Raw genomic sequence first — 24,703 nt, 5'->3', positions numbered from 1 at the left:
AAAGGACGAAGTAAATATAATTCAAAATTACTACTAATAAGTAGGTAATTCATATGGAAAATAGAAAAAAAGTAGCTTTTTATACCTTAGGTTGTAAACTGAATTTTTCAGAAACTTCTACTATTGCTCGAAATTTTAACGATGAAGGTTTTGATCGTGTAGATTTTGAAGAAGTTGCAGATATTTATGTTATTAATACTTGTTCGGTAACGGACAATGCAGATAAACAATTCAAACAGATTGTAAAGAAAGCTTTGAAAATAAATGACAAAGCTTTTGTTGCTGCTGTTGGATGTTATGCACAATTAAAACCAGAAGAATTAGCAGCCGTTGATGGTGTTGATTTGGTTTTAGGTGCAACCGAAAAATTCAAAATCACTGATTATATCAACGACCTATCTAAAAATGATATGGGAGAAATACATTCTTGTGAAATTGAAGAAGCTGATTTTTATGTCGGAAGTTATTCGATTGGAGACAGAACTCGTGCTTTTTTGAAAGTTCAAGATGGTTGTGATTACAAATGTACTTATTGTACAATTCCGTTAGCTCGAGGAATTTCTCGTTCTGACACTATGGAAAATGTTATGCAGAATGCTGCTGAAATTTCTGCAAAAGGAATTAAAGAAATTGTATTAACTGGTGTAAATATCGGAGATTACGGAAAAGGAGAATTCGGAAATAAAAAACACGAACATACTTTTTTAGAATTGGTTCAAGCTTTAGATACCGTTGAAGGAATTGAGCGTTTACGTATTTCTTCTATTGAACCAAATTTATTAAAAAACGAAACGATTGATTTTGTATCAAAAAGCAAAACCTTTGTTCCGCATTTTCACATTCCGTTACAATCTGGAAGCAACGAGATTTTAAAGAAAATGAAACGTAGATATATGCGTGAATTATATCAAGATCGTGTTTCTAAAATTCGTGAAGTTATGCCTGATGCTTGTATCGGAGTTGATGTTATTGTTGGTTTCCCTGGCGAAACAGATGAATTATTTTTAGAAACTTTTAATTTCTTGAATGATTTAGACATTTCTTATTTACATGTTTTCACTTACTCAGAAAGAGACAATACAGAAGCAATAGATTTTGAAGGTGTTGTTCCGATGAATGTTCGAAGTAAAAGAAGTAAAATGCTTCGTGGTTTATCTGTAAAAAAGCGCAGACACTTCTATGAAAACCAATTAAATACAAAACATACTGTTTTATTCGAAAGTGAAAATAAAGAAGGTTATATTCACGGATTTACAGAAAATTATGTAAAAGTAAAAACACCTTGGAATCCAGAATTAGTTAATACATTACATGAAATTGAATTAACAAAAATTGATGAAGACGGAATTGTTCGATTTAATTTTATAAATGAACCTGTTTTTTCATAAAAATAGAAATAATAAAAAAACGTGTCTAATTAATTAGGCACGTTTTTTCGTTTTGGTTGTTTGGTTTTGGTTAATCTAGATTTTTATACCGGTAGCTAATAATTCTTTGTAGCTAGGATTTTTCTTAAAGAAAGTAACAATTTTAGAATTAACAGGAACAATACGTAATTTTCGTTCTTCTGCCCCATCTAAAATTAAACTGATGAATTTAGAAATTTTTTCTTCATCTTCACATCCATTCTCATGTAATTTCGTCAAAAATAATTTACGTTCTTGTATCGAATACTCAATTACAATAAAATTTTCACCACATCGTGCTTCGAATTGTCTTAATAATTCATTATTTTTAAACTCCATAATTTCAATAAATGTTTTTATAATAATTAATTTTGCGTTTTTTGGTTAGGAAAACACTTTATATAAATAATTAGCTTAATTTTATATTATAAATATTAATAATAAAAAAATACCTCACTTTTTATTTTATATCCGCAAATAAAGGAAATATTTTTAAATAATACAAATTAAAATCGCAATTTGACAAAGAAATGAGCAAAACACCAGTATATTTCATGCCCGGACTGGCTGCAAATCCTTTAATTTTTGAGAAAATCACACTTGATTCTAGTCAATTTGAATGCTTTTACTTAGATTGGAAGGAGCCAAAAAGTGAGGAATCACTCAATTGTTATACAAAAAGAATTATAAAAGAAATAAAACATGAAAATCCAGTATTGATTGGAGTTTCATTTGGAGGCATAATTGTCCAAGAAATTGCGAAACAAATTGCAATTAGAAAAGTCATCATAATTTCAAGTGTAAAAGATCCTTCAGAATTTCCTGATAATTTTAGAATGGCTAAAAAATGGAAATTGTATTATTTTTTTCCTACTCGATTTGTTGACTTTTTTCAAAATATTACAAAAAAAATAGTATCTTCAAAAAAAATTAACGAACGTATCAAAATGTATGAAAAATATTTAACGGTTCGTTCTAAAAATTATTTAGATTGGGGAATCAAAAATGTTTTATTATGGGAAAATCAAAATCCAATTGAAAACATTGTTCATATTCACGGGACAGAAGATCATATTTTTCCGAAGAAATATATTAAAAATGCAATTTTCTTACCCAAAGCCACGCATGTTTTGGTTTTATTACAATCAAAATGGCTGAACAAAAATCTCCCAAACCTAATATTGAATGAAAGCTATGAAGAAAAATTGGATTAAAAAATCATTAACCGTAACAGGAATTATTGCAACAGGAATATTGTTTTCACAGTTTACCGGTGAAGGAACAAATTATACAAGTGTTGATGTAAAAAACCACGTGTATTTACCAAATAACATGAATTTTTGCGGAGAAAAAGTTCCGATGAGAATCATTGATGTTAAAGAAAGACTAGATCGCGAAATGACTGTAAATATTAATTTACATTCGGCTACAACATTGATTATCAAAAGAGCAAATCGGTATTTCCCTGAAATTGAACCTATTCTAAAAAAACACGGAATTCCGGATGATTTTAAATATTTAGCGGTTATAGAAAGTGCCTTAACTAATGCAACTTCATCAGCTGGTGCAAAAGGATTTTGGCAATTTATGCCCGAAACTGCAAAAGAATATAATTTAGAAGTAACCAATTCAATTGATGAAAGATACGATGTTGTAAAAGCAACAGAAGCGGCTTGTCAATATCTAAAAAAAGCTCATGCAAAGTTTGGAAATTGGACGTTAGTTGCTGCTTCTTATAATCGTGGAATGGGCGGAATTCAGAAATCATTAGATTCGCAAGGTGTTTCTGATTATTATGATTTGTTTTTAACTGAAGAAACATCAAGATATGTTTTTCGAATTTTGGCATTGAAAGAAATCATGGAAAATTCAGGGAAATATGGTTTTCAACTTCCGAATGATGTTTTATACGATCCAATAAAAACAAAGAATTTACCTGTTACTGAAAATATTCCTGATTTAGCTAAATATGCATTAGATCAAGGAATTAATTATAAAATTTTGAAACTACATAATCCGTGGATGCGAGACACTTCTTTAACTATTACACCAGGAAAAAGTTATGTTATTCAAATTCCGACAGAAGGTTACAAAAGATAATATCAACAACGCCATCTATTTTGATGGCGTTGTTGTTTATTACATAATTTTTTATACATTGAATTCAACCTTTAATTAGGTTATATTTTAAACACATTTTCATTTGTTTAAAAATACAATGAATAATTGAAAATAAATCTAACGAAATCAAAATTTAATAGATAATATTTAAGAGATTCTGAAACAAGTTCAACATCTCAAAAAGAAAAATATAAACTTTCGTTAAGACTTTCTTCTTTAGCAACTATATACATGGTCATATCTGAAAAAATAGTAAATTAGCAAAAACAAAAAAATTATGCCATCAGATTGTATCAGCTATCAAGATTCTGGATATTTTTCTAAACTTATGATCGATTATTTAAACGAAGATAAAAACGTTCAATCGTTATATCATCGTTTTCCGAATTTAGAAAATTTTGAAGCTCAAATTCTTGAAAAACAAGCCGATTTTTCTAATGCCAATCGTGAAATACTTTCTCTAGCTTTAGCTGATCAATATTCGAATTTCGAAATTTCTGAAGCCACAAAAGCAAACATCGAATTACTTAAAAACTCAAATACTTTTACGATTACCACAGGTCATCAGTTAAATTTATTTACTGGTCCGTTGTATTTTTTGTACAAAATCATTTCGGTGATTAATTTGACCAAAGAACTAAAAGTAAAATATCCATCGTTTGATTTTGTACCCGTTTATTGGATGGCAACGGAAGATCATGATTTTGATGAAATTCATTATTTCAATTACGAAGACAAAAAATTTCAATGGAATAAAAATGCTACTGGTCCGGTTGGCCGTTTAGATTTAGAAAACTTAGATAAGGTTTTCGAAGCCTTTTCGACTCAATTAGGTTTAGGTGAGAATGCCAAACAATTGAAAACTTGGTTTGAAAATGCGTATTTAAAACACCAAAACTTAGCTGATGCAACACGTTATTTAGCAAATGAAATTTTTGGCTCTTATGGACTTGTAATCCTTGATGGTGACGATAAAAATCTGAAATCCGTTTTTGCTCCTTATGTTGTAAAAGAATTAGTTGAACAGCAATCGCATAATGAAGTTGCTAAAAGCTACGACATTCTAAAAGATTATTTGATTCAGGTAAATCCGCGTGAAATTAACTTGTTTTACATCGAAAATGGATTGCGTGAACGTATTGTTTTTGAAAACGAACTTTACAAAGTTAATCACTCAAACATTACATTTACAAGAGATGAAATTTTAAAATTAGTTGACACAAATCCAGAAAAGTTTAGTCCGAATGTAATTTTACGACCTTTATATCAAGAAATTATTTTACCTAATTTATGCTATATTGGTGGTGGTGGCGAATTGGCTTATTGGTTGGAATTGAAAGAAGTTTTTAATTATTTCAAGGTTCCGTTTCCGATGATTTTACTTCGTAATTCAGTTTTAATAGCTAGTGAAAAACAAGCGAATAAAGCAGATAAATTAGGATTGAATTGGAAGGATTTATTTATGAAGAAAGACCAATTGATTCATACCAAAACCGTTACGTTATCTGAAAATCATTTTGATTTTGAAAAACAACGTAATTTCTTACAGAAACAATTTAACGATTTAAAATCATTAGCTTTAAAAACAGAAAAATCGTTTGAAAACGCTGTTTTAGCACAAGAAAAAAAGCAATTAAAAGGTTTGGACAATTTAGAAAAACGTTTACAAAAAGCCGAACGTAAATTACACGAAGATGCTTTAAACCGAATGATTGAATTGCAACTAGAATTGTTTCCGAAAGGAAGTTTACAAGAACGAAATGTAAACTTTGCTGAATTTTACAAAGCTTACGGAAACGACTTAATTAAAAAACTTTTTGAGGAATTACATCCACTAGATCAGAAATTTACTATAGTCATTTTATAAAACTAAAAAATTCGCTTTATAGCGAATTTTTTAGTTTTATATTTAAAATTTCATTTTTGAGAAGCTCTATTCCAATAAAAAAACAATTACTATCAACAATCTTAGTTATTTCATCTTTATATTTTATAGTGTACGTATTAATTGTAGTACAACTTCCTGGTTTTAATTTATTAAGTTCAATTTCGAAGGAATTAATTAGCTCGATGTCTTTTTGAGATAATTCTTTATGTTGATTATTCGAATTGAAAAAATATTTATCTTCTTTTCGTTCAATTACAATAGTATCTTGATATGAATTAAAACAACCTTGAGAATCCAAAATAATAGAAAAGCTTTCGTTAGTAGCTAATCGCTCAATCCAAGTTTTAGTTTTAGAAAAAGCTGAATGTGCTTTAGAAAAATCTGCAGCAAACAAATTGAAATTTAAGAATATAAATCCTAATATAAATAAATTGGTAAAAAATTTATTAGTAATCATAAAAAATCTTGGTTAAAACAAATCACTTCCTTCAAATACTGTTCCGAAATTGACACAAATGTTTCTTTTTCTAAAATATCAAGAACTTGAAAGCCATCTTCTTTATGAGCTTAAATATAATGTAGGTTCTTAACATCTCTTTTATAAACATTTTATCTAATTCAATTCATAAAAAAAATCCACTCGCTATTGAGTGGATTTTTAGGTTATATTAATTTGGCGCTTTTTTAGTTTTATCTAATTGATCTAAGTTTTTATTATAAACTGTAGTAACTTCAATTAAAATATCTTGAGCATTTTGATACGTATTATCATTAATGAATCTTGCTAAACTATCAATATTTGCTTTATAATCACTTAAAAGACTTTGGTAGTAATAATTATCAAAATCGGCATTGTTAGAAACTGTCAATTTGTAGAGTTTATCATTCAAATTTTTAGATAGCTTTTCAGGAATTTCTATTCCTTTATCAACACAAACTGCTTTAATTTTTTCTAAACTTTTGGAATGACCTTCATTCGCTTTTGTTGAAAAATCTTTTAATTCAGGTTTAGTAGCACGTTCCATTCCTATAGCGGTAGCTTGTGTAAAGAAATGTTCGTTATCCAAAAGATTCTGAATAACCACAATACTTTGTTTATCAGCTTCTGAAAGTTTACTTTGATCTACTGTTGTGTTTTTATTAGAATTATTGTCTTTTTGACAAGAAACAAAAAATAATGATGCAAGTAAAAACATTGAACCACCAATCAATTTTAAATTATATTTAATCATAGTTTTGTTTTTTTATTAATTCAATCATAAATATAATAAATTATTAATAACAAAAACACGATAAGTATAAAATAATTGTAATTATTTTTTAAATTTTAATTGATAAACATCATCAAGTTCGTCATTCGATGTAATATTTACTTCCAAATCGGTTACATATCCCGAATTTAAACCGTAAACCCAACCATGCAAACTCAACTCCTGCCCGCCTTCCCAAGCTCTTTGTACAATTGAAGTCTTTGCTAAATCATAAACTTGTTCTTCTACATTTAATTCTACAAATCGATTGAATCGAATATCTTCATTTTCAATTTCATCTAATTCATTAGCATGTAAACGATAAACATTCTTGATATGACGAATCCAGTTGTCAATAATTCCAACCGAATTATTACCCATTGCTGCCTTTACGCCACCACATCCATAATGCCCGCAAACGATTACATGCTTAATTTTTAAAACGTTAACCGCATAATCCAAAACAGATAACATATTCATATCGGTATGAACAACCATATTTGCAATATTTCTGTGCACAAAAACATCTCCTGGTTTTGCTCCGATAATTTCATTTGCTGGAACACGGCTATCGGAACATCCAATCCAAAGTACCGGTGGAGTTTGTTTAATCGATAAATGTTTGAAATAATCCGGATCTAATTTCAATTGAGATTCAACCCATTTATGATTATTTACAAGTAGTTGTTCATAAAATTTTGTTTTCATATTTTAGATTTCTGTATCAATAAAAATTACTTCTCCTGTTTCAACTTTATAATATGCGCTAACAACCCCAATTTCATTATTTTTCAACATCTCATTAAGAACCACACTTCGATTGATAATTTCTTGTTTCATAATATGAACGTTATTAAAAGCAACTTTATCAATTCCTTCTTGAGATTTTATATCTAAGGTCGGATAAAGTTTTTTTATCTCATTTATAGAAGGTTGTACTTTATTTAATAAACTGGTTAAATGACCTAATTTCACATCGTGACAAGCTCCTTTAATTGCACCACAATTTGAATGACCTAAAACCACAATCAATTTTGAACCTGCCAATTTACATGCAAATTCCATAGATCCAATTACATCATCATTAATGATATTTCCGGCAACACGAGTACTAAAAACATCTCCTAAACCTTGATCAAATATCAATTCTGCTGAAGTTCTACTATCTATACAACTCAATATTATTGCAAAAGGAAACTGACTTTCTCTTGATTTATTAACTTGTTCTAAAAGATCGTGATTGGTCTTTAAGTTTTCTACAAAACGTTGATTCCCTTCTTTTAAAAACTCTAAAGCTTTAGTTGGAGTCACTGTAGATTGATCTTCTGCTGTATGAAATTTCATCTTCAAATATTTAGTTACGATTCAAAGTTATAATTAAATCTTATGCTCAGAGTTAAAACAAAACACTTTTTTTACAAAAAAAAACAATTTTAAATTTAACTTTCATTTAAGAATATTATCTCCTATTTTTGTAATTCAAATTCAAAGAGGAAAAATTTGACTGATTGCAACCTCGTAAAAAAAATGCTAAAGCAGAAAACACTTTCCTTTAGCTTGATTTTGTTGCCTTCTTAAATTTACCTCCAATGTAAATCTTAAAAAAATATAACAAAAATATGGCTTATTTTTTCACCTCAGAATCTGTTAGTGAGGGACATCCAGATAAAATTGCTGATCAAATTTCAGACGCATTAATTGATAACTTTTTAGCTTTTGATCCAGAATCTAAAGTTGCTTGTGAAACTTTGGTTACAACTGGCCAGGTTATTTTAGCAGGAGAAGTTAAATCAAACACCTATTTAGACGTTCAAAAAATCGCTCGTGATACCATTAAAAAAATTGGTTATACAAAAAGCGAATATATGTTTGATGCGAATTCTTGTGGAATTCTATCTGCTATTCACGAACAATCTGCTGATATCAATCAAGGTGTTGACAAAACGAATAAAGAAGAACAAGGTGCTGGTGATCAAGGAATTATGTTTGGTTATGCAACCAATGAAACAGAAGATTTCATGCCATTAGCTTTAGATTTATCTCATAAATTGTTACAAGAATTAGCTGAATTAAGAAGAGAAAACAACGAAATCACTTATTTAAGACCAGATGCAAAATCTCAGGTAACATTAGAATATGGCGATGACAACAAACCTAAAAAGGTAGTTACTATTGTTTTATCTACTCAACATGACGATTTTGTTAAACCAGAAAACAACACTCTTGAAGCGAAAATAAAAGCTGAGAAAGAAATGCAAGACAAAATCAAATCTGATATTGTAAACATTTTAATTCCTCGTTTATTAAAAAAATATCCTCAATACGAAGCGTATTTCAACGATGAAATTATCTACCACATCAACCCAACTGGAGTTTTCATTATTGGAGGTCCACATGGAGATACAGGTTTAACTGGTCGTAAAATTATAGTTGATACTTATGGTGGAAAAGGTGCTCACGGTGGTGGTGCATTTTCAGGTAAAGACCCGAGTAAAGTTGACCGTTCTGCTGCTTATGCTGCGCGTTATATTGCGAAAAACTTAGTAGCTGCTGGAGTTGCTGACGAAATCTTAGTTCAAGTTTCTTATGCAATTGGTATTGCTGAACCTATGGGTGTTTTTGTAAATACTTACGGAACTTCAAAAGTGAACATTTCGGACTCAGAAATTGCAGTTAAGATTCAGGAATTATTTGATTTAAGACCTTATTTTATTGAACAATCTTTAAAATTACGTCAACCAATTTATAGCGAAACTGCTGCTTACGGACACATGGGACGTAAAAACGAAATCGTTTCTAAAACATTCACAACTCCAAACGGAGAAGAAAAAGTTATGGAAGTTGAACTTTTCACTTGGGAAAAATTAGACAAAATAAATGAAGTTAAATCTTTATTTTCACTATAAAATTAAAGCTGTCTTTTTAGGCAGCTTTTTTAAATTCAATTTTATATTATGATTGGAATTATCGGAGCCATTCCCGAAGAAATCAATGCGATTATAGAAGAAATGCAAATTTCTGAAACTCGAATCATCGGAAAAAGAAAATATTATATCGGTAAATTAGAAAACAAAGATTGCGTTGTTGTATTTTCACGAATTGGTAAAGTTGCAGCAACGATTACAACAACAACTTTAATCCAAGAATTTAAAATAGCTAAACTTATATTTACTGGAGTTGCTGGAGGAATTAATCCAAATGTAAAAGTTGGAGATATTGTTTTGGCTACATCACTTTCACAACATGATTTTGATGCTTTTCCTTTATATCCTAAAAATGAAATTCCTTTAATTAATAAGAAATATTTCAAAACAGATTCAGGTTTAAACCAAATTACTTCGACTGAAATAACTTCATTTCTAGAAAACAAAACCATTCATTCATATATTTCTGAAAATGATTTAAATGAATTTGGTATTCAAACTCCTGTTTTACATCAAGGTTTGATTGTAAGTGGTGACCAATTTATTTATCAACCAGAACAAGTTTCAAAAATCTTAACCGATTTTCCAGAAGCTTTATGCGCAGAAATGGAAGGCGCTGCAGTTGCACAAGTTTGTCATGAATATCACATTCCATTTACAGTTATTCGGACGATTTCAGATAATGCAAACGAAAGTGCGACTTTAGATTTTAATAAATTTATTGAACAAATTTCTAATAGATATGGATTGTGGATTGTGAAACATATTTTACAAAACATCCAAAATTAAAACAAAAAACTCAATTGAAACTTTATCTTCTGATACTGAATTCAATTGAGTTTTTCTTTTACTGTTCCTTTGGTGTAACTTGTTTATGTTCGTTAATAATTTCACGAGTTTCTTTGTAAATATAAGGAACGATTATTTTTATTTCGAATGTAGAAGTTGTTAACTCACCAGAAATATCACTTGGCTGCCAATCATCGAGATTGTTTAAATAATTTATGATTGATTGATGCATTCTTGAATCATCACTTGTTTCATTTCTGACATTATCAATTAGACCATATTGATTGATATCGAATCTAAAAATCAAATATTGAGTTTCTTTACTATTTACACCATTACCTCTATTGATAATTTCATTCAAATCACTTTTAAGGTCATCATAACTGATAGTTATTGGTTTTGCAAAATTTGTAAAATTCTCAGAACTTACAATTCGTTGAAAAAAAACAGGCTTATCATCATAAACTTCCTCGCTTTCGACATCAACATCAAAACCTCTATCTTTGATATTCACAAAATTAAATAGTTTTAGATTCAAATTAACTTGTTCTCCTTGCGCGTTTAAAAAAAGTACTTTTTTATTTGAATCAATTAAATAACTATACGTTTCATCATTATATTTAAAAGTTGATTTATATGTAGCACCTTCTACATAATAGATGATAATTTTAGTTTTTGATAATTGCTGATTTTCAAAAGTAAAATCACAATCTGAATTTAAATTTGCATAACTCGAAAAAACAGGAGTTATTCCTAATAATAGAAATAAAAAATACTTATTTAAAAAAAATGATTTGAATATTTTATTTTTCATGATGTTTGGTTGGTTTTAATAATATATAAAAATAATAAAAAATTAACATTATTCAACCTTAAATCACAAAATAATATATCTAGTTAAAACTATTCTTGTTTTTTACGTTTTCTTTTAAAAATAAAATATCCAATAACTGCAATGAAAAACAATGGCCAAATGTAAATCAATCCAATAAAAAATCCAGGAATCCAGCTAATACTTCCTTTCAAAGCATTTACGATTTTATCTCCATAAGAAACGGTTACGCCAGATTCTGAAGTTGGTTTATAGAAATTAATATTCAAAGTACTCATCGAAACACGACTTTTCATATAATTAAGTTGTCCTTCTTTGGATTCAATTTCTTCACGAATGACATTGATTTGTTGTTCAATTTCTATTATATCAGAAACTTTTGTTGCTTTTCTTAACAAATCGATATAACGAGCTTCTAACTCTTTTTTAGATTTTAATCTTGCTTCTAAATCAATAAATTGTTCGGTAACATCTTCTGAAGTGATTTGCTTTTCATCAAAATAAGAAACACCATGAGTAACTTCATTTATTAATTTTTCAAAGTTTTGATTTGGAACTCGAATTACAATATTTCGCGTAATTTCATTATATCCTTTTGTTTCATTATCTAACTGAATATAACCATTTGAACCTTTTAAAGCTGCATAAATTTTTGCAGCAGTTTTGTTCATATCAGCAGTTTCAAAACGTAAAGTTCCATTTTTTATAATTTTCTGGTCAATCAAGGAAACATCGTTATTAGAAACATTCGATACTTCTGCTGCAGCTTCAACTGGTTGCGCTGGTACAAAAGCTTCTTCGGTAACTGCAGATTTATCTGTTTTGGACGAAGTTTCATCGGCTGCTTTCTTACAAGAAATAAGAATTAAAGCGAAACTTAAAAAATATAAAATACGTTTCATAAGTGTGATTTTTAACGAATATAAGAAATAAAAACTTTTTTCTAAAATCAATAAAAAAGTTCCTCAGTAAAAGGAACCTATTATGTTATTGTAAACTTTTAATGATTTTACTCATTTCATCAGCTGGAATAATGTCTGAATTATATCTAGAAAATAATTTAACTTCATACGAACTTTTTACAGGTTTTCCATCTATTTGTGCTGGTTTCCATTTATCTAAACCGTATAAAAATTTAACTACATAATCAAGTCCATCAATATTCACTTCAGAAAAATATTTCGCATTTACGATCATACCATTCTCATCAATATCAAATTGAAATTTTGTAACTCCTTTTGTATTTTCAGGCATTTCATTGAAATTTGAATTTGAAGAAATGGCTGAAGTTATTTTTGAAAATAGTTCCTGCTTATCAAATAACAAAGGTTCAGGTATAGCATCGTATTTTTCTGCATCTAAAACTTTTGAATAAACCAAAGCGTGAGAAGATGATTTCATACCTAAACTTGAAAATTTTTCACTATAATTTTTTAAAACAAAATTCTGTAAATCTAAAGTGGTTTGTTTTCCATCTTCATCAAAAAATAAAACATTTCTGTTTCCGTCAACAACATAATTAAAAGTCGAATTATTGAATTCAAAAGAATCCAAATACACATCAAAATCTTTGTAATAAAGTACAATTTTATCATCAAGAAAACGAATCGAAGAATTAACTTCATTCAAATTAGAATTTGTTCTTGCATTTAGATTAAAAAAACTAGAACTAGCAAATACTAATAACATAAAAAACTGTTTCATATTTTTTTGATTTAAAAGATTAATTATATAAATTTATATATATTAAACTAAAAAAAATGAGAAATTATTTTAAATCAATAATATTTATTTTTCTTTTTTCAACAATGTGCAATGCACAAAAGAACAAAATAATACTTATATATTCGTCAATCACAAAAGAACTTCCAGTAAAAATAGTTTTAAAAGAAAATGTAACCGATACCATAACTTCTACTATTATTTTACAATATGATGTGAATAATTTATCTAGGTTTGTTTATATAGATACGTTTATAGATGAAAAAGTACATTTAATTACGAATAAAAGAAAACATAATTACAAACTAGATAAAATTAAATATTTAGAATTTGTTGATGAGAATAACAAAAAGAATATTTTTACCATTATACCACAAATCATCAAAAAAAATATTGTAGAGGTTAAAAGTCAAGGAAAAATCAATTACTACATTTCGTATTCAGACAAAAATATAATAGCAGAAAGTCACGGTTATGCTTACATCGAAAAAGATGGCAAATGGACAAAACACAAAAAATGGATTAACAGATCGCTATTTGAAAAAATTCAAAACCTGATTAGCGACGAACCCGATTTAGCAGCAAAATTGAATCAAAGAGAAATCCCACAATCAGAGATTTTTGAAATTTTGGCTGAATATAACTCAAGAAAATTATAACATTTTCAAACTATTCTCAAACGGCACACGATGAATCAAACTGCGTCCTAAAGTAATTTCATCTGCATATTCCAATTCATCACCGATTGCAATTCCACGAGCAATGGTAGAAGTTATAATATCGAAATCTTTAATTTGTTTGTAAATATAGAAATTGGTCGTATCACCTTCCATTGTTGAACTCAAAGCGAAAATAATTTCTTTAACTTTTCCTTCTTTTACTTTATTAATTAAAGTAACAATATTAAGCTGACTTGGAGCAACGCCGTCGATTGGAGAAATTTTCCCGCCTAAAACGTGATAATGTCCTTTAAAAAGTTGCGTGTTTTCCAAAGCCATCACATCCCTGATGTCTTCAACTACGCAAATTATTGAATTATCTCTTGATGGATTTTCACAAATTTCACATAATTCTCTATCTGAAATGGTATGGCAATTTTTACAATATTTAATATCGTTTCGCAAACCCAAAAGCGCTGTAGTCAATCCAGCAGTTTGGTCTGCAGGTTGACGCAAAAGATGTAAAACCAAACGCAAAGCAGTTCGTTTACCGATTCCTGGTAATTGCGAAACTTCGTTAACCGCGTTCTCTAAAAGTTTAGATGGAAAATTCATTCGACAAAGATACAAAATACAACATTTAAAAAAATACAGAATTTATAGATAAACAATTCAAAATAGTTATTTTTGAACAAATAATTTCAAAACATGACGCCAACTATAATTATAACAATTCTTGTTATTTATTTCGGAACATTGATCCTTATTTCAAATGTTATCGGAAAAAAAGACAGCAGTAATAATGCTTTTTTTCAAGCCAATAAAAATTCAAAATGGTATTTGGTTGCCTTTGGAATGATTGGAACCGCACTTTCTGGTGTGACATTCATTTCAGTTCCGGGGGAAGTTGGTGCTTCTGGTGGCGAACAATTCAAATATTTTCAGTTTGTACTCGGAAATGCTTTAGGTTTTATTGTAACGGCAACCGTTTTACTTCCGTTATATTATCGTTTAAACTTGGTTTCGATTTATGAATATTTCGAAAAACGTTTGGGTTTTTATAGTTATAAATCCGCAGCTTCAATTTTCCTAATCAGTAGAACTATCGGTTCGGCTTTTCGTTTGTATTTGGTAGTGATTGTCTTTCAATATTTTGTGTTTGATCATTTGAATATACCGTTTGCTGCAACCGTTTTAATTTCATTGGGATTAATCTTTGCATACACCTATAAATCAGGCTTAAAAACCATTATTATAACCGATACGTTACAAACTTTCTTTTTGATTTCATCGGTAATCTTAACGATAATTTTCATTTGCATGGCAATGGATTATTCGGCAATTGAAGCTTTTGAAACGATTAAAGAAAGTAATTATTCAAAAATTTTCTTTTGGGATGATTTTGTAACAAGTAAATATCACTTTGTAAAACAAATTTTAGGTGGAATGTTCGTAACCATAGCAATGACTGGCTTAGACCAAGATTTGATGCAGAAAAATTTGAGTTGTAAAAACATCAAAGAAGCTCAAAAGAATATGTTCACGTTTACAGGAATATTTGTTTTAATAAACATCTTCTTTTTAGGAGTTGGAGCTTTACTTTATATTTATGCAGAATCTAAAGGAATTTCTGTTCCAGTTGATCCGTTAACAGGTAAACCAAGAACTGATTTATTGTTCCCTGAAATTGCTTTTAATCATTTGGCTTTAATTCCTGCAATCGTATTTTTATTAGGATTAATCGCCGCAACATTTGCTACAACCGATTCTGCTCTGACGGCATTAACCACTTCATTTTGTATCGATTTCTTAGGAATGGACAAACCTGAAAATATCAATAAGCCAAACAATGTACGTAATCGAAAATTAATTCATTTAGGATTTTGCTTCTTGATGTTTATTGTGATTGTGATTTTCAACATCATAAATGACGCTTCAGTTGTGAGTATGATTTTCAAAATTGCATCGTACACTTACGGCCCACTTTTGGGATTATTTTCGTTCGGAATGTTTATGAAATCAAGAAAAGTAAAAGACAAACTGGTTCCGATAATTTGTATTGCTGCACCATTCATCACTTTATTTATCAGTATGAATTCGCATTTATTCTTCGGTAATTATGTTTTCGATAACGAATTAATCATCGTAAATGGATTGATAACTTTCCTACTTTTATTAGCAATCAGTTTTAAAGAAAAAAATAAAACGAGCGATATTTAATCTCGCTCGTTTGCTTTAATATTGTTTTGTATTTAGCAAAACCAAGGTACAAGCTTCTTCAAAACCAATACCGTTTTCGGTTAACTTTTCATAAAAATCTGGATTCTCGGTTCCGGGATTAAAAATCACACGTTTGGGTTTCAAACCTAAAATATAATCATAATAAGGTTGTTGATTTGTCGGATTCAAATACAAAGTAACTGTATCAAGCTTTTCATAAGGTAACAAGTTGGTTACTATTTCAACACCATCAACTTCTCCTTTTCGTAAACCATAGGCCTTAACATCGTGCCCAAATTGTTTCAGCTTACGTATAGCCATATTTGAGTACCGTTGAACATTTTCACTCGCACCCATTACCAAAGTTTCTTTACTCATATTGTTTCGTTTTACATAAAGATACAAATAAAAACGATTTGGGCAAACCTTCCACTCCGTTTCAGGCCGGGCTGTAAGTACTCGCTTTTTGCAAATTTTAATTTGCAAAAGAGCTCAAACAATACTTCCATCCCTTTTGCGTAAATGAAGTCATTCTATTAATAATTTAGAATTCTTATTTAAATAATCACATTTATTTCAACATCATAGTTTTTATTAATTGTAACAAAAATCCTTTTTATTGCACTAATAATTAAAACTCTAACAAAACAGCGCATGAAAAATTTACTATTATTCTTACTTATTCCTTTTATTTCTCAAGCTCAAATCGTGAATGGTATTGTAAAAGACAAAAATTCAAAAGAAGGAATTTCATTTTTAACTGTTGCGATTGAAAATTCAGATGTTTATGCATTAACCAATGAAAATGGTGAATTTCAATTTAATCTTTCTGATATCAATGAAAAAAATATCATTATTGATAATATTTATTTTGAACCTTTTTCAATGAAAATTAATGATGGAAATTACATAAATATTGAATTAACTGAACTTAGTTATACTTTAGAAGAAATGGTTCTTTACAATCAACCTATTAAAAAAGTTTTCGAAGATATTATTTCTAATTCAGAAAAAACCTTAAAAACCAATGTAAAAATCAATGCTTTTTACCGTGAAGATTATTTTAAAAATGGTAAAAAATATTTCTTCTCAGATGGAATTATCGATTTTTATATTAAGAATAAAACAAGTAAAATTGATGCTGTTATTCTTCAAAGTAGAGTTATTGATTCTAACTCGGATCAACAATTAAACGAAATAGATTTGGAATATATTGCTGGACTTTCTCCTGATGAAATGATTGAAATGGGGATGAAGTTTAATTTCATTAAGAAAATTATTAAAGACAAAAATTATGATTTTCATGTAACTTCAAAAAAATCTGGAGACAATGAGCTTCATACTTTGTATTTTGAACCAATACCAACTTCTACAGAACGATTTTTGTTTAAAGGTAAAGTTGTTTTTGACGATTCAGCGAAGCTAATTTATGAAATGGATGTTCAGTTTGATGATAATTTTAAACAATTTAATAAAGAGATTAATATCTTGATATTAAAGATTAAAATGAATGACATAAACTATAAAGTAAAATTTAATTACAACAACAATAAATATTATTTGACTTATCTGAATCAATATTTTGATTGCGATGTCATCACTAAAAAAGGCAAAAACACAGAAAAAGTTATTGGAAAGACCGAACTAATTGCACTTGGAATCGAAAATACTTCAACTTTCCCAAACAAAGATTCTATTTTCAAAAAGAAAAAATTATACGAAAACGGAAACAAATTCAGTTATGAATTTTGGAATGATGATTTAATTAAAAACTATATCAAATAAAAATGAAACTAATCACTTATTTATTTTTACTTTTTCCTGTATTAATGTTTGCTCAAAACATTACCTATTCTGGAATTGTTCGAGATAAATCATCTGGAAAACCAATCGAACACGTAAGTATTTCTGTTTATGATTCAAATATTGCGACTTTAACAAATTCTGAAGGTCGTTTTCGAATCACTGTTCCGGCTTCAGCAAAGAAAATTAATTTCAATCATCTAAGTTTTGACAGATTAGATTATGTTTTTACTAATCAAACAGAAGATATTACTATTTATTTAGTCGATTCTTCTTTTGATTTAGAAGAAATGATTATGTACAATCGACCGATTAAAGATATTATAAAAGAAGTGATTGATAATTCTAAAGCAAAGTTCTCTAAAGATGTAAAATTGAATACCTATTATCGAGAAATGATGAATGTTGATGATAAAGTATATTCGTATGCCGATGGAATGCTGAATTATTATTTCAAAAATAAATCTGCAAGTGAAGTTGTAGTTGACCAAAGTCGTGCATTGGTTTTTAATGATGATTTTAAAAATTATGAAGACGCACCAATCAAATTTTATCTTCTTGATTTACAAACCATAATTACTTCGGCTTTTAAATTCGATCGTATTTGGAAAATTGTAAAAAATAAAAATTATGATTTATATATTACTGGTAAAAAAGCATCCGATGGAAGAGAATTGAAAATTATGTATTTTGAACCTTCAGATGGTAATCTTGAAGATTATTATAAAGGAACGATGATTTTTGACGAAGAAAAGAAGTTGGTTCTTGAAATAAATATTGAACTTTCTCCAAATCATATAAAAAATTTGAAAGAAGAAGGTCGATTAATATATAAAGTTCATTTTACAGATATCAAATTCAAACAAATTTTTAACGATACAGACAATCGCTATTTTTTAGCTTATGATAGTCGAAGAATTCGTGGCGATGTAAAAATTTCAAACCATCGTTTTTCAGTTGGTGGAATTCACGAATTGATTACCGTTAACTCAACAATCACAAACGAAAAACCAGAACCTAAAAAAGTTTATTTCGAAAAAACTTTAGATGTTTTAGGTAAAAATTATAAAAATCGCTTTTGGGAAAATCAGAACGTAATTCTACTAAATCAGAAGGAAGAAGAAATGTTAAAAAAAATAAATAATTAGTTTTTTAAGATTTACGTAACAAAAAATGAACTAATTTTGAATCAACAAAAAATCAGAAAATGTTTTTAAATCAGTTACATCATTATCATATTCACGCTCGAGCGAGAAGATAATGTTGTATATGTAAGTGAACCATATAAATTTTATTAAACCCGTTTGAGTACATCAAATGGGTTTTCTTTTTTTTAGGCTTTTTTGATGTACTCATATTTTTAAAAATTAAAATGAATACATTAAAAATAGCCATTCAAAAATCAGGTCGATTAAACGAAGATAGCCTTAAATTACTTAAAGATTGTGGGATTTCTATTGACAACGGAATCGATCAACTTCGTGTTCAAGCACGTAATTTTCCAATAGAGATTTTCTTTCTGCGCAACTCAGATATTCCACAATATGTAAAAGATGGAGTTGTAGATTGTGCCATCATTGGTGAGAATTTACTTATAGAGAATGAAATGACGTTGCCAATTGTACAAAAACTTGGTTTTTCAAAATGTCGTTTATCTGTTGCAGTTTCTAAATCTTCTGAAATTAATTCAATTCAAGATTTTCAGAATAAAAAAATAGCTACTTCTTATCCCAATACAGTGCTTAATTTTTTCAAATCAAAAAATATCAATATAGAAATTCACGAAATTTCTGGTTCTGTAGAAATTGCTCCAAGTATTGGTTTGTCTGATGCTATTGTTGATATTGTTTCTTCCGGAAATACCTTATTTAAAAATAATTTAAAGGAGTTTCAAACCATTCTTAAAAGTGCAGCAATTTTAGTTTCAACTCCAAATTTAGATAGCGAAAAATCTACTATATTAAAAAAACTTCAGTTTAGAATAGAATCTGTTTTAAAAGCAAGGAACTCAAAATATATTTTGATGAATGTTCCAAACGATAAAATCGATTTAATCAGTACTATTCTTCCTGTTCTAAAATCTCCAACGGTGATGCCTTTAGCTGAAAAAGGCTGGAGTAGCGTTCATTCTGTAATTAATGAAGATAAATTTTGGGATATTATTGACGAACTCAAACAAGCTGGCGCCGAAGGAATTTTGGTAGTACCAATAGAAAAAATGATTTTATAAGTCTTAAGGTGTAAGTCATAAGTATGATAGAAACCTTTGAACTTAAGTCTAAGAACTTAAAACTAAAAAAGAATGCAAACTTATATAAACCCAAAACTTTCCGATTGGTCAACATTAACTTCTCGTCCAACCAAAGAAGTGCAAGATTTACAAAAAATTGTTTTTGACGTTTTTGGAAAAATCCAAACAGAAAAAGATCAAGCGTTATTTAATTTTACCGAGCAATTCGATCAAGTTCGTTTAACTTCTTTAAAGGTTTCTCTTGAAGAAATTGAAGAAGCAAAACTGTTGATTTCTGAAGATTTAAAACAAGCGATTAAATTAGCAGCTTCAAACATCGAACGATTTCACAGCGCTCAACGCGAAGAAATTAAAGTGATTGAAACTACGAAGGGCGTAAATTGTTGGAGAGAATCGCGTGGGATTGAAAATGTCGGGATTTACATTCCAGGTGGAACAGCGCCTTTATTCTCGACAACATTAATGTTGGGAATACCTGCAAAATTAGCCGGATGCGAAAACATTATTTTATGTACACCTCCAAATGCAGCAGGAAAGATTCACCCTGCAATTTTATATACAGCAAATTTAATCGGAATCGAAAAAATATACAAAGTTGGAGGAATTCAAGCCATTGGAGCTTTAACTTTTGGAACAGAAACCATCCAAAAAGTAGATAAAATTTTTGGTCCAGGAAACCAATATGTAACGGCTGCAAAACAAGTGGCTCAAAATTTTGGAGTAGCGATTGATATGCCAGCAGGTCCGAGTGAAGTTTTAGTGATTGCAGATGAAACTTCGGTTCCGAAATATGTTGCTGCCGATTTATTGTCACAAGCCGAACACGGAATCGATTCGCAAGTGATTTTATTGACAACGAACGAACAAACTTTAAACGAAATAATTGTTGAAATTAATACACAATTAGAAGTTCTTCCAAGAAAAGAATTAGCAGCTAAAGCTTTAGAAAATTCAAGAGGAATCGTATTAAACTCTATTGAAGAATGTGTTGCTTTTTCTAATATTTATGCACCAGAACACTTGATTTTAGCTTGTGAAACTGCCGAAGAATATATTCCTAAAATCATTAATGCAGGCTCTGTTTTCTTAGGTAATTATTCGTGTGAATCTGCTGGAGATTATGCTTCAGGAACCAATCATACATTACCAACAAATGGATATGCGAAGAATTATTCGGGTGTTTCTTTAGATAGTTTTATCAAGAAAATTACATTCCAAAAATTATCGTCAGAAGGAATTCAAAATATCGGTCCTGCTATCGAATTGATGGCTGAAGCCGAAGAATTATTTGCACACAAAAATGCAGTTACTTTACGATTACAAGACTTAAGTTCTAAGGCATAAGACTTAAGGGAATTTATCCATACATCTTATAATCTTAAGTCTTACAACTAAAAATAATAAAATGGCAACATTCAACATAAACAACATCATTCGTCCCAACGTAAAAGCTATGAAGGCTTATTCTTCTGCGCGTGACGAATTTAAAGATATAAATGACGGTTTCGTTTTCTTAGATGCGAACGAAAATCCTTTTAACAACGGATTAAATCGTTATCCGGATCCTTTACAACGCAATGTAAAATCGATTTTGAGGGAAAATAAAAACTTTCCTGCCAATCAGATTTTATTAGGAAACGGAAGTGATGAAGTATTGGATTTAATTTTTCGTGCCTTTTGTGAACCGAATCAAGATAATGTAATCGCTATTTCTCCATCTTACGGAATGTACAGTGTTTTGTCTAATTTAAACGCTGTTGAATATCGTAAATCGTTATTAAACGAAGACGATTTTCAACCCAACATCGAAGATATCTTCTCGAAAGTGGATGAAAATACAAAAATGATTTTCTTGTGTTCGCCTAACAATCCAACGGGAGAAATCATCAAAAGAGATTCGATTTTAGAAATTGTAAATCGTTTTAATGGATTAGTTATTATCGATGAAGCTTATATTGATTTTGCGACTGAACCTTCTTGGATCCAAGAAATCAAAAATTATCCAAACGTAATTGTTACCCAAACGTTATCAAAAGCTGTTGGTTTAGCCGGAATTCGTTTAGGTATTTTATATGCATCCCAAGAAATTGTAGCTGTTTTAAATAAAATTAAACCGCCTTATAACATAAATCAATTAACGCAATTAAAAGCGATTGAAATTTTAAGCGATTATGATAAAGTAGTAACTGCGACAAATACGATTATTCAACAAAAAAAAGTTTTAGAAAATGCCTTAACTGAAGTTTCTTTTGTCGAAAAAATCTATCCAAGTGATGCGAATTTTATTTTAATTAAAGTTGATAATGCAAACGAGCGTTACGACCAATTAGTTGAAAAAGGAATTGTAATCCGTAACCGTAACAACGACAATCTATGCAAAAATTGCTTGCGAATAACGGTTGGAACGGAAGAGGAAAATGGAAAGTTGATTGAAATGATGAAGAAGCTTGAGGCTTAAGATAAATGACTTAAGATGTAAGGTTTGATGTTGCATAAGAATTTTGTAATTTAATATAGATAAAATTCTAACCTTAAAACTAAGCATTATGGCAACATTTAAAGACTTAATCGTTTGGCAAAAATCACACTTATTAGTTTTGAAAATTTATGAAATAACAAAACAATTTCCTCGTGAAGAAATTTATGGATTAACAAATCAGATTAGGAGAGCCGCTTATTCTGTCCCAGCAAATATCGTTGAAGGAAAGAAAAAGAAAACAATTCCTCATCAATTAAGTTTTATAAATATTGCAGAAGGTTCTTTAGAAGAAGTCAAATACTTTTTGATTCTAAGTAAAGACTTAAAATATATTGAAGAAGATAGATATAATGAATTATTAAAAGACGCTGAAGAAATAGGGAAATTATTAAATGGATACGAGAGATTCATTAAGAATTCAAATTCTTAAATCTTACGTCTTAAATCTTACGTCTTAAATCTTACGTCTTAAAACTTACGTCTTATAACTTACAAACATATAAAATGAAAAAAATACTTTTTATAGATAGAGACGGAACGCTGATTTTAGAGCCTGCCGACTACCAAGTGGACAGCTTTGCGAAGTTAGAATTCTATCCAGAAGCATTTACTTATTTAGGTAAAATTGCTAAAGAATTAGATTACGAATTAGCGATGGTAACCAACCAAGATGGTTTGGGAACGCCTGCCAATCCAGAAGACCTATTCTGGCAGATTCAAAATTTTGTGGTGAAAGCCTTCGAAAACGAAGGTGTAAAATTTGAAGATATTTTCATCGACAAAACGTTTGCGCACGAAAATGCTCCAACGCGTAAACCTGGAACGGCGATGTTAACAAAATACATCAACAATCCTCAATATGATTTAGTTAATTCGTTTGTAATTGGTGATCGTATTACGGATGTGAAATTAGCACAGAATTTAGGCGGAAAAGGAATTTTCATAGCCAATGACGAAGCTTTAGGAGCAGAAGAGATTAAAGATAACCAAGGTTTAAATGATACGATTGCATTAAAAACAACTTCTTGGAAAGAAATATATGAGTTCTTGAAATTGCAAAATCGTACGGCTTCAATCGTTCGTAATACCAACGAAACGAAGATTAAAATCGATTTAAATTTAGACGGAACAGGAAAATCTGATATTTCAACAGGAATCCATTTTTTCGATCATATGTTAGATCAAATCGCGCGTCACGGTCAAATGGATTTAATTATAAAAGTAAACGGAGATTTAGAAGTAGACGAACACCACACGATTGAAGATACAGCTATTGCTTTAGGTGAAGTTTTCGCTCAAGCTTTAGGAAATAAATTAGGAATCGAACGTTACGGTTTTACGTTACCAATGGACGATTGTTTAGCGCAAGTTGCCATTGATTTTGGAGGAAGAAACTGGTTGGTTTGGGAAGCTGATTTTAAGCGCGAAATGATAGGTCAAATGCCAACCGAAATGTTTTATCACTTTTTTAAGTCGTTTACAGACGGAGCAAAAGCGAACTTAAATATCAAAGCCGAGGGCACAAACGAACACCACAAAATCGAAGCAATTTTTAAAGCGTTTGCTAAAGCGATTAAAGTAGCTGTAAAACGTGATCCCGACAAAATGATTTTACCATCAACAAAAGGACTTTTATAGACGTATGACCTAAGTTGTAAGAATTAAGAATAAAATCGACCTTATATCTTAAGTCTTAAGTCTTAAAACTAAAAAAATGATAGCAATAATTAAATATAATGCAGGTAATGTAAAATCGGTTTACAATGCGGTAACTCGTTTGGGTTACGAAGCGGTAATTACAGACGATTTTGAAACCTTGCAAAATGCCGACAAAGTAATTTTTCCAGGTGTGGGAGAAGCGAGTTCGGCAATGACTTATTTAAAAGAAAAAGGATTAGACGAAGTCATCAAAAACTTAAAACAACCAACGTTAGGAATTTGTTTAGGTCAGCAATTAATGTGCGCATTTTCTGAAGAGGGAAACACGGATTGTTTAGGAATTTTCCCCATTCAAGTAAAGTTATTTCCTTCAACGGAAATTGTTCCACATATGGGTTGGAATACTATTTACGATTTAAAAACGCCTTTATTTAACGGAATCGAAGAAAACTCGGACATTTATTACGTCCACAGTTTTTATTGCGAAAATTCGGAATATACAATTGCCTCAACCAACTATATTTTAGAATATTCAGCAGCTTTAAATAAAGATAATTTTTACGCAACTCAATTTCACCCAGAGAAATCAGCAGGAATTGGAGAGCAAATATTGAAAAACTTTTTGAGTCTTAAGACATAAGGTATAAGACGTAAGGATTATTATCCTTCAATTAAATAAAACCTTAAGTATTAAGTCTTA

26 protein-coding genes are annotated in these 24,703 nt (G+C 29.5%); 16 read left to right on the top strand and 10 right to left on the bottom strand.

The window, feature by feature from the left end; all coding sequences use genetic code 11:
* Positions 1 to 53: 53 nt before the first annotated feature.
* Complete coding sequence (gene mtaB, locus EG240_RS02745) at positions 54 to 1,388, top strand: tRNA (N(6)-L-threonylcarbamoyladenosine(37)-C(2))-methylthiotransferase MtaB (RefSeq protein ID WP_125017168.1); 1,335 nt, start codon at positions 54 to 56, stop codon at positions 1,386 to 1,388.
* Positions 1,389 to 1,463: 75 nt separating this feature from the next.
* On the opposite strand, the gene EG240_RS02740 is transcribed toward mtaB, so the two are convergent.
* Positions 1,464 to 1,745, bottom strand: coding sequence for a GNAT family N-acetyltransferase (locus EG240_RS02740; RefSeq protein ID WP_125017166.1), 282 nt, complete (start codon positions 1,743 to 1,745; stop codon positions 1,464 to 1,466).
* A gap of 191 nt (positions 1,746 to 1,936) precedes the next feature.
* Here EG240_RS02740 and EG240_RS02735 point away from each other — a divergent pair, with 191 nt between their 5' ends.
* The 3 genes from EG240_RS02735 (at position 1,937) to bshC (ending at position 5,394) form a co-directional block, all read left to right on the top strand.
* Positions 1,937 to 2,620, top strand: a complete 684-nt coding sequence (locus EG240_RS02735; protein WP_125017164.1) for a YqiA/YcfP family alpha/beta fold hydrolase — start codon at positions 1,937 to 1,939, stop codon at positions 2,618 to 2,620.
* Positions 2,601 to 3,506, top strand: coding sequence for a lytic transglycosylase domain-containing protein (locus EG240_RS02730; RefSeq protein ID WP_125017162.1), 906 nt, complete (start codon positions 2,601 to 2,603; stop codon positions 3,504 to 3,506). The genes EG240_RS02735 and EG240_RS02730 overlap by 20 nt, the downstream gene beginning before the upstream one ends.
* Positions 3,507 to 3,804: 298 nt before the next feature.
* Positions 3,805 to 5,394: a bacillithiol biosynthesis cysteine-adding enzyme BshC gene (bshC, locus tag EG240_RS02725; RefSeq protein WP_125017160.1), complete on the top strand. Its 1,590-nt coding sequence runs from the start codon at positions 3,805 to 3,807 to the stop codon at positions 5,392 to 5,394.
* A 16-nt stretch (positions 5,395 to 5,410) separates the two neighbouring features.
* On the opposite strand, the gene EG240_RS02720 is transcribed toward bshC, so the two are convergent.
* From EG240_RS02720 to EG240_RS02705, 4 genes are all read right to left on the bottom strand, one after another.
* Positions 5,411 to 5,872 (bottom strand): hypothetical protein, encoded by a 462-nt coding sequence (locus EG240_RS02720; protein ID WP_125017158.1) that lies wholly within the window; start codon positions 5,870 to 5,872, stop codon positions 5,411 to 5,413.
* A gap of 211 nt (positions 5,873 to 6,083) precedes the next feature.
* Positions 6,084 to 6,647: a DUF4142 domain-containing protein gene (locus EG240_RS02715; protein ID WP_125017156.1), complete on the bottom strand. Its 564-nt coding sequence runs from the start codon at positions 6,645 to 6,647 to the stop codon at positions 6,084 to 6,086.
* A gap of 81 nt (positions 6,648 to 6,728) precedes the next feature.
* Positions 6,729 to 7,373, bottom strand: coding sequence for a carbonate dehydratase (can, locus tag EG240_RS02710; protein ID WP_125017154.1), 645 nt, complete (start codon positions 7,371 to 7,373; stop codon positions 6,729 to 6,731).
* A gap of 3 nt (positions 7,374 to 7,376) precedes the next feature.
* Positions 7,377 to 8,009: a carbonic anhydrase family protein gene (locus EG240_RS02705; protein WP_125017152.1), complete on the bottom strand. Its 633-nt coding sequence runs from the start codon at positions 8,007 to 8,009 to the stop codon at positions 7,377 to 7,379.
* Between the two features lie 275 nt (positions 8,010 to 8,284).
* Here EG240_RS02705 and metK point away from each other — a divergent pair, with 275 nt between their 5' ends.
* Both metK and EG240_RS02695 read left to right on the top strand, forming a co-directional pair.
* Complete coding sequence (metK, locus tag EG240_RS02700) at positions 8,285 to 9,571, top strand: methionine adenosyltransferase (protein ID WP_125017150.1); 1,287 nt, start codon at positions 8,285 to 8,287, stop codon at positions 9,569 to 9,571.
* 48 nt (positions 9,572 to 9,619) lie between these two features.
* Complete coding sequence (locus EG240_RS02695; protein WP_125017148.1) at positions 9,620 to 10,378, top strand: 5'-methylthioadenosine/adenosylhomocysteine nucleosidase; 759 nt, start codon at positions 9,620 to 9,622, stop codon at positions 10,376 to 10,378.
* 58 nt (positions 10,379 to 10,436) lie between these two features.
* Here the strand turns inward: EG240_RS02695 and EG240_RS02690 are convergent, their stop codons facing one another.
* The 3 genes from EG240_RS02690 to EG240_RS02680 all read right to left on the bottom strand — a co-directional run bounded on the left by EG240_RS02690 (position 10,437) and on the right by EG240_RS02680 (position 12,914).
* Positions 10,437 to 11,192: a hypothetical protein gene (locus EG240_RS02690; RefSeq protein ID WP_125017146.1), complete on the bottom strand. Its 756-nt coding sequence runs from the start codon at positions 11,190 to 11,192 to the stop codon at positions 10,437 to 10,439.
* 89 nt (positions 11,193 to 11,281) lie between these two features.
* Positions 11,282 to 12,112, bottom strand: a complete 831-nt coding sequence (locus EG240_RS02685; protein ID WP_125017144.1) for a DUF4349 domain-containing protein — start codon at positions 12,110 to 12,112, stop codon at positions 11,282 to 11,284.
* Between the two features lie 85 nt (positions 12,113 to 12,197).
* Entirely contained in the window at positions 12,198 to 12,914 is a 717-nt protein-coding gene (locus EG240_RS02680) for a hypothetical protein (protein ID WP_125017143.1), read from the bottom strand.
* 56 nt (positions 12,915 to 12,970) lie between these two features.
* Between EG240_RS02680 and EG240_RS02675 the strand changes: the two genes are divergently transcribed.
* Positions 12,971 to 13,591 (top strand): hypothetical protein, encoded by a 621-nt coding sequence (locus tag EG240_RS02675; RefSeq protein ID WP_148096337.1) that lies wholly within the window; start codon positions 12,971 to 12,973, stop codon positions 13,589 to 13,591.
* On the opposite strand, the gene recR is transcribed toward EG240_RS02675, so the two are convergent.
* Positions 13,586 to 14,206, bottom strand: coding sequence for a recombination mediator RecR (gene recR / locus EG240_RS02670; protein WP_125017139.1), 621 nt, complete (start codon positions 14,204 to 14,206; stop codon positions 13,586 to 13,588). The two genes, EG240_RS02675 and recR, sit on opposite strands and share 6 nt — an antisense overlap.
* A gap of 93 nt (positions 14,207 to 14,299) precedes the next feature.
* Between recR and EG240_RS02665 the strand changes: the two genes are divergently transcribed.
* Positions 14,300 to 15,811 (top strand): sodium:solute symporter, encoded by a 1,512-nt coding sequence (locus tag EG240_RS02665; RefSeq protein WP_125017137.1) that lies wholly within the window; start codon positions 14,300 to 14,302, stop codon positions 15,809 to 15,811.
* Positions 15,812 to 15,826: 15 nt separating this feature from the next.
* Here EG240_RS02665 and EG240_RS02660 read toward each other — a convergent pair whose 3' ends face one another.
* The gene (locus tag EG240_RS02660; protein ID WP_125017135.1) at positions 15,827 to 16,189 is read right to left on the bottom strand and encodes a CoA-binding protein; all 363 of its coding nucleotides are present in this window, start codon (positions 16,187 to 16,189) and stop codon (positions 15,827 to 15,829) included.
* 276 nt (positions 16,190 to 16,465) lie between these two features.
* Between EG240_RS02660 and EG240_RS02655 the strand changes: the two genes are divergently transcribed.
* The 8 genes from EG240_RS02655 to hisH all read left to right on the top strand — a co-directional run bounded on the left by EG240_RS02655 (position 16,466) and on the right by hisH (position 24,643).
* Entirely contained in the window at positions 16,466 to 17,596 is a 1,131-nt protein-coding gene (locus EG240_RS02655; protein WP_125017133.1) for a carboxypeptidase-like regulatory domain-containing protein, read from the top strand.
* 2 nt (positions 17,597 to 17,598) lie between these two features.
* A complete protein-coding gene (locus EG240_RS02650; RefSeq protein ID WP_125017131.1) occupies positions 17,599 to 18,762 on the top strand; it encodes a carboxypeptidase-like regulatory domain-containing protein in 1,164 nt (387 codons plus the stop codon).
* A 224-nt stretch (positions 18,763 to 18,986) separates the two neighbouring features.
* On the top strand, positions 18,987 to 19,844 hold the full coding sequence (gene hisG / locus EG240_RS02645; protein WP_125017129.1) for an ATP phosphoribosyltransferase: 858 nt from the start codon (positions 18,987 to 18,989) through the stop codon (positions 19,842 to 19,844).
* 72 nt (positions 19,845 to 19,916) lie between these two features.
* On the top strand, positions 19,917 to 21,209 hold the full coding sequence (gene hisD / locus EG240_RS02640) for a histidinol dehydrogenase (RefSeq protein ID WP_125017127.1): 1,293 nt from the start codon (positions 19,917 to 19,919) through the stop codon (positions 21,207 to 21,209).
* Positions 21,210 to 21,270: 61 nt separating this feature from the next.
* Positions 21,271 to 22,323, top strand: coding sequence for a histidinol-phosphate transaminase (gene hisC, locus EG240_RS02635; RefSeq protein ID WP_125017125.1), 1,053 nt, complete (start codon positions 21,271 to 21,273; stop codon positions 22,321 to 22,323).
* Between the two features lie 88 nt (positions 22,324 to 22,411).
* The gene (locus EG240_RS02630; protein WP_125017123.1) at positions 22,412 to 22,774 is read left to right on the top strand and encodes a four helix bundle protein; all 363 of its coding nucleotides are present in this window, start codon (positions 22,412 to 22,414) and stop codon (positions 22,772 to 22,774) included.
* Between the two features lie 74 nt (positions 22,775 to 22,848).
* Positions 22,849 to 23,982 (top strand): bifunctional histidinol-phosphatase/imidazoleglycerol-phosphate dehydratase HisB, encoded by a 1,134-nt coding sequence (gene hisB, locus EG240_RS02625; RefSeq protein ID WP_125017121.1) that lies wholly within the window; start codon positions 22,849 to 22,851, stop codon positions 23,980 to 23,982.
* A gap of 76 nt (positions 23,983 to 24,058) precedes the next feature.
* A complete protein-coding gene (gene hisH, locus EG240_RS02620) occupies positions 24,059 to 24,643 on the top strand; it encodes an imidazole glycerol phosphate synthase subunit HisH (protein WP_125017118.1) in 585 nt (194 codons plus the stop codon).
* Positions 24,644 to 24,703 lie beyond the last annotated feature (60 nt).

It is taken from the genome of Paenimyroides tangerinum, assembly GCF_003865405.1.
GTDB classification, from domain to species: Bacteria; Bacteroidota; Bacteroidia; order Flavobacteriales; family Flavobacteriaceae; genus Flavobacterium; species Flavobacterium tangerinum.
The sequence above is the reverse complement of the archived record's forward strand: the minus strand, read 5'-3'. Positions and strand labels throughout refer to the sequence as shown.

Bases quoted from the DNA above. Each gene is read 5' to 3' on its own strand.
- mtaB (WP_125017168.1), top strand. From the start codon at position 54: ATGGAAAATAGAAAAAAAGTAGCTTTTTATACCTTAGGTTGTAAACTG.
- EG240_RS02740 (WP_125017166.1), bottom strand. From the start codon at position 1,745: ATGGAGTTTAAAAATAATGAATTATTAAGACAATTCGAAGCACGATGT.
- EG240_RS02735 (WP_125017164.1), top strand. From the start codon at position 1,937: ATGAGCAAAACACCAGTATATTTCATGCCCGGACTGGCTGCAAATCCT.
- EG240_RS02730 (WP_125017162.1), top strand. From the start codon at position 2,601: ATGAAGAAAAATTGGATTAAAAAATCATTAACCGTAACAGGAATTATT.
- bshC (WP_125017160.1), top strand. From the start codon at position 3,805: ATGCCATCAGATTGTATCAGCTATCAAGATTCTGGATATTTTTCTAAA.
- EG240_RS02720 (WP_125017158.1), bottom strand. From the start codon at position 5,872: ATGATTACTAATAAATTTTTTACCAATTTATTTATATTAGGATTTATA.
- EG240_RS02715 (WP_125017156.1), bottom strand. From the start codon at position 6,647: ATGATTAAATATAATTTAAAATTGATTGGTGGTTCAATGTTTTTACTT.
- can (WP_125017154.1), bottom strand. From the start codon at position 7,373: ATGAAAACAAAATTTTATGAACAACTACTTGTAAATAATCATAAATGG.
- EG240_RS02705 (WP_125017152.1), bottom strand. From the start codon at position 8,009: ATGAAATTTCATACAGCAGAAGATCAATCTACAGTGACTCCAACTAAA.
- metK (WP_125017150.1), top strand. From the start codon at position 8,285: ATGGCTTATTTTTTCACCTCAGAATCTGTTAGTGAGGGACATCCAGAT.
- EG240_RS02695 (WP_125017148.1), top strand. From the start codon at position 9,620: ATGATTGGAATTATCGGAGCCATTCCCGAAGAAATCAATGCGATTATA.
- EG240_RS02690 (WP_125017146.1), bottom strand. From the start codon at position 11,192: ATGAAAAATAAAATATTCAAATCATTTTTTTTAAATAAGTATTTTTTA.
- EG240_RS02685 (WP_125017144.1), bottom strand. From the start codon at position 12,112: ATGAAACGTATTTTATATTTTTTAAGTTTCGCTTTAATTCTTATTTCT.
- EG240_RS02680 (WP_125017143.1), bottom strand. From the start codon at position 12,914: ATGAAACAGTTTTTTATGTTATTAGTATTTGCTAGTTCTAGTTTTTTT.
- EG240_RS02675 (WP_148096337.1), top strand. From the start codon at position 12,971: ATGAGAAATTATTTTAAATCAATAATATTTATTTTTCTTTTTTCAACA.
- recR (WP_125017139.1), bottom strand. From the start codon at position 14,206: ATGAATTTTCCATCTAAACTTTTAGAGAACGCGGTTAACGAAGTTTCG.
- EG240_RS02665 (WP_125017137.1), top strand. From the start codon at position 14,300: ATGACGCCAACTATAATTATAACAATTCTTGTTATTTATTTCGGAACA.
- EG240_RS02660 (WP_125017135.1), bottom strand. From the start codon at position 16,189: ATGAGTAAAGAAACTTTGGTAATGGGTGCGAGTGAAAATGTTCAACGG.
- EG240_RS02655 (WP_125017133.1), top strand. From the start codon at position 16,466: ATGAAAAATTTACTATTATTCTTACTTATTCCTTTTATTTCTCAAGCT.
- EG240_RS02650 (WP_125017131.1), top strand. From the start codon at position 17,599: ATGAAACTAATCACTTATTTATTTTTACTTTTTCCTGTATTAATGTTT.
- hisG (WP_125017129.1), top strand. From the start codon at position 18,987: ATGAATACATTAAAAATAGCCATTCAAAAATCAGGTCGATTAAACGAA.
- hisD (WP_125017127.1), top strand. From the start codon at position 19,917: ATGCAAACTTATATAAACCCAAAACTTTCCGATTGGTCAACATTAACT.
- hisC (WP_125017125.1), top strand. From the start codon at position 21,271: ATGGCAACATTCAACATAAACAACATCATTCGTCCCAACGTAAAAGCT.
- EG240_RS02630 (WP_125017123.1), top strand. From the start codon at position 22,412: ATGGCAACATTTAAAGACTTAATCGTTTGGCAAAAATCACACTTATTA.
- hisB (WP_125017121.1), top strand. From the start codon at position 22,849: ATGAAAAAAATACTTTTTATAGATAGAGACGGAACGCTGATTTTAGAG.
- hisH (WP_125017118.1), top strand. From the start codon at position 24,059: ATGATAGCAATAATTAAATATAATGCAGGTAATGTAAAATCGGTTTAC.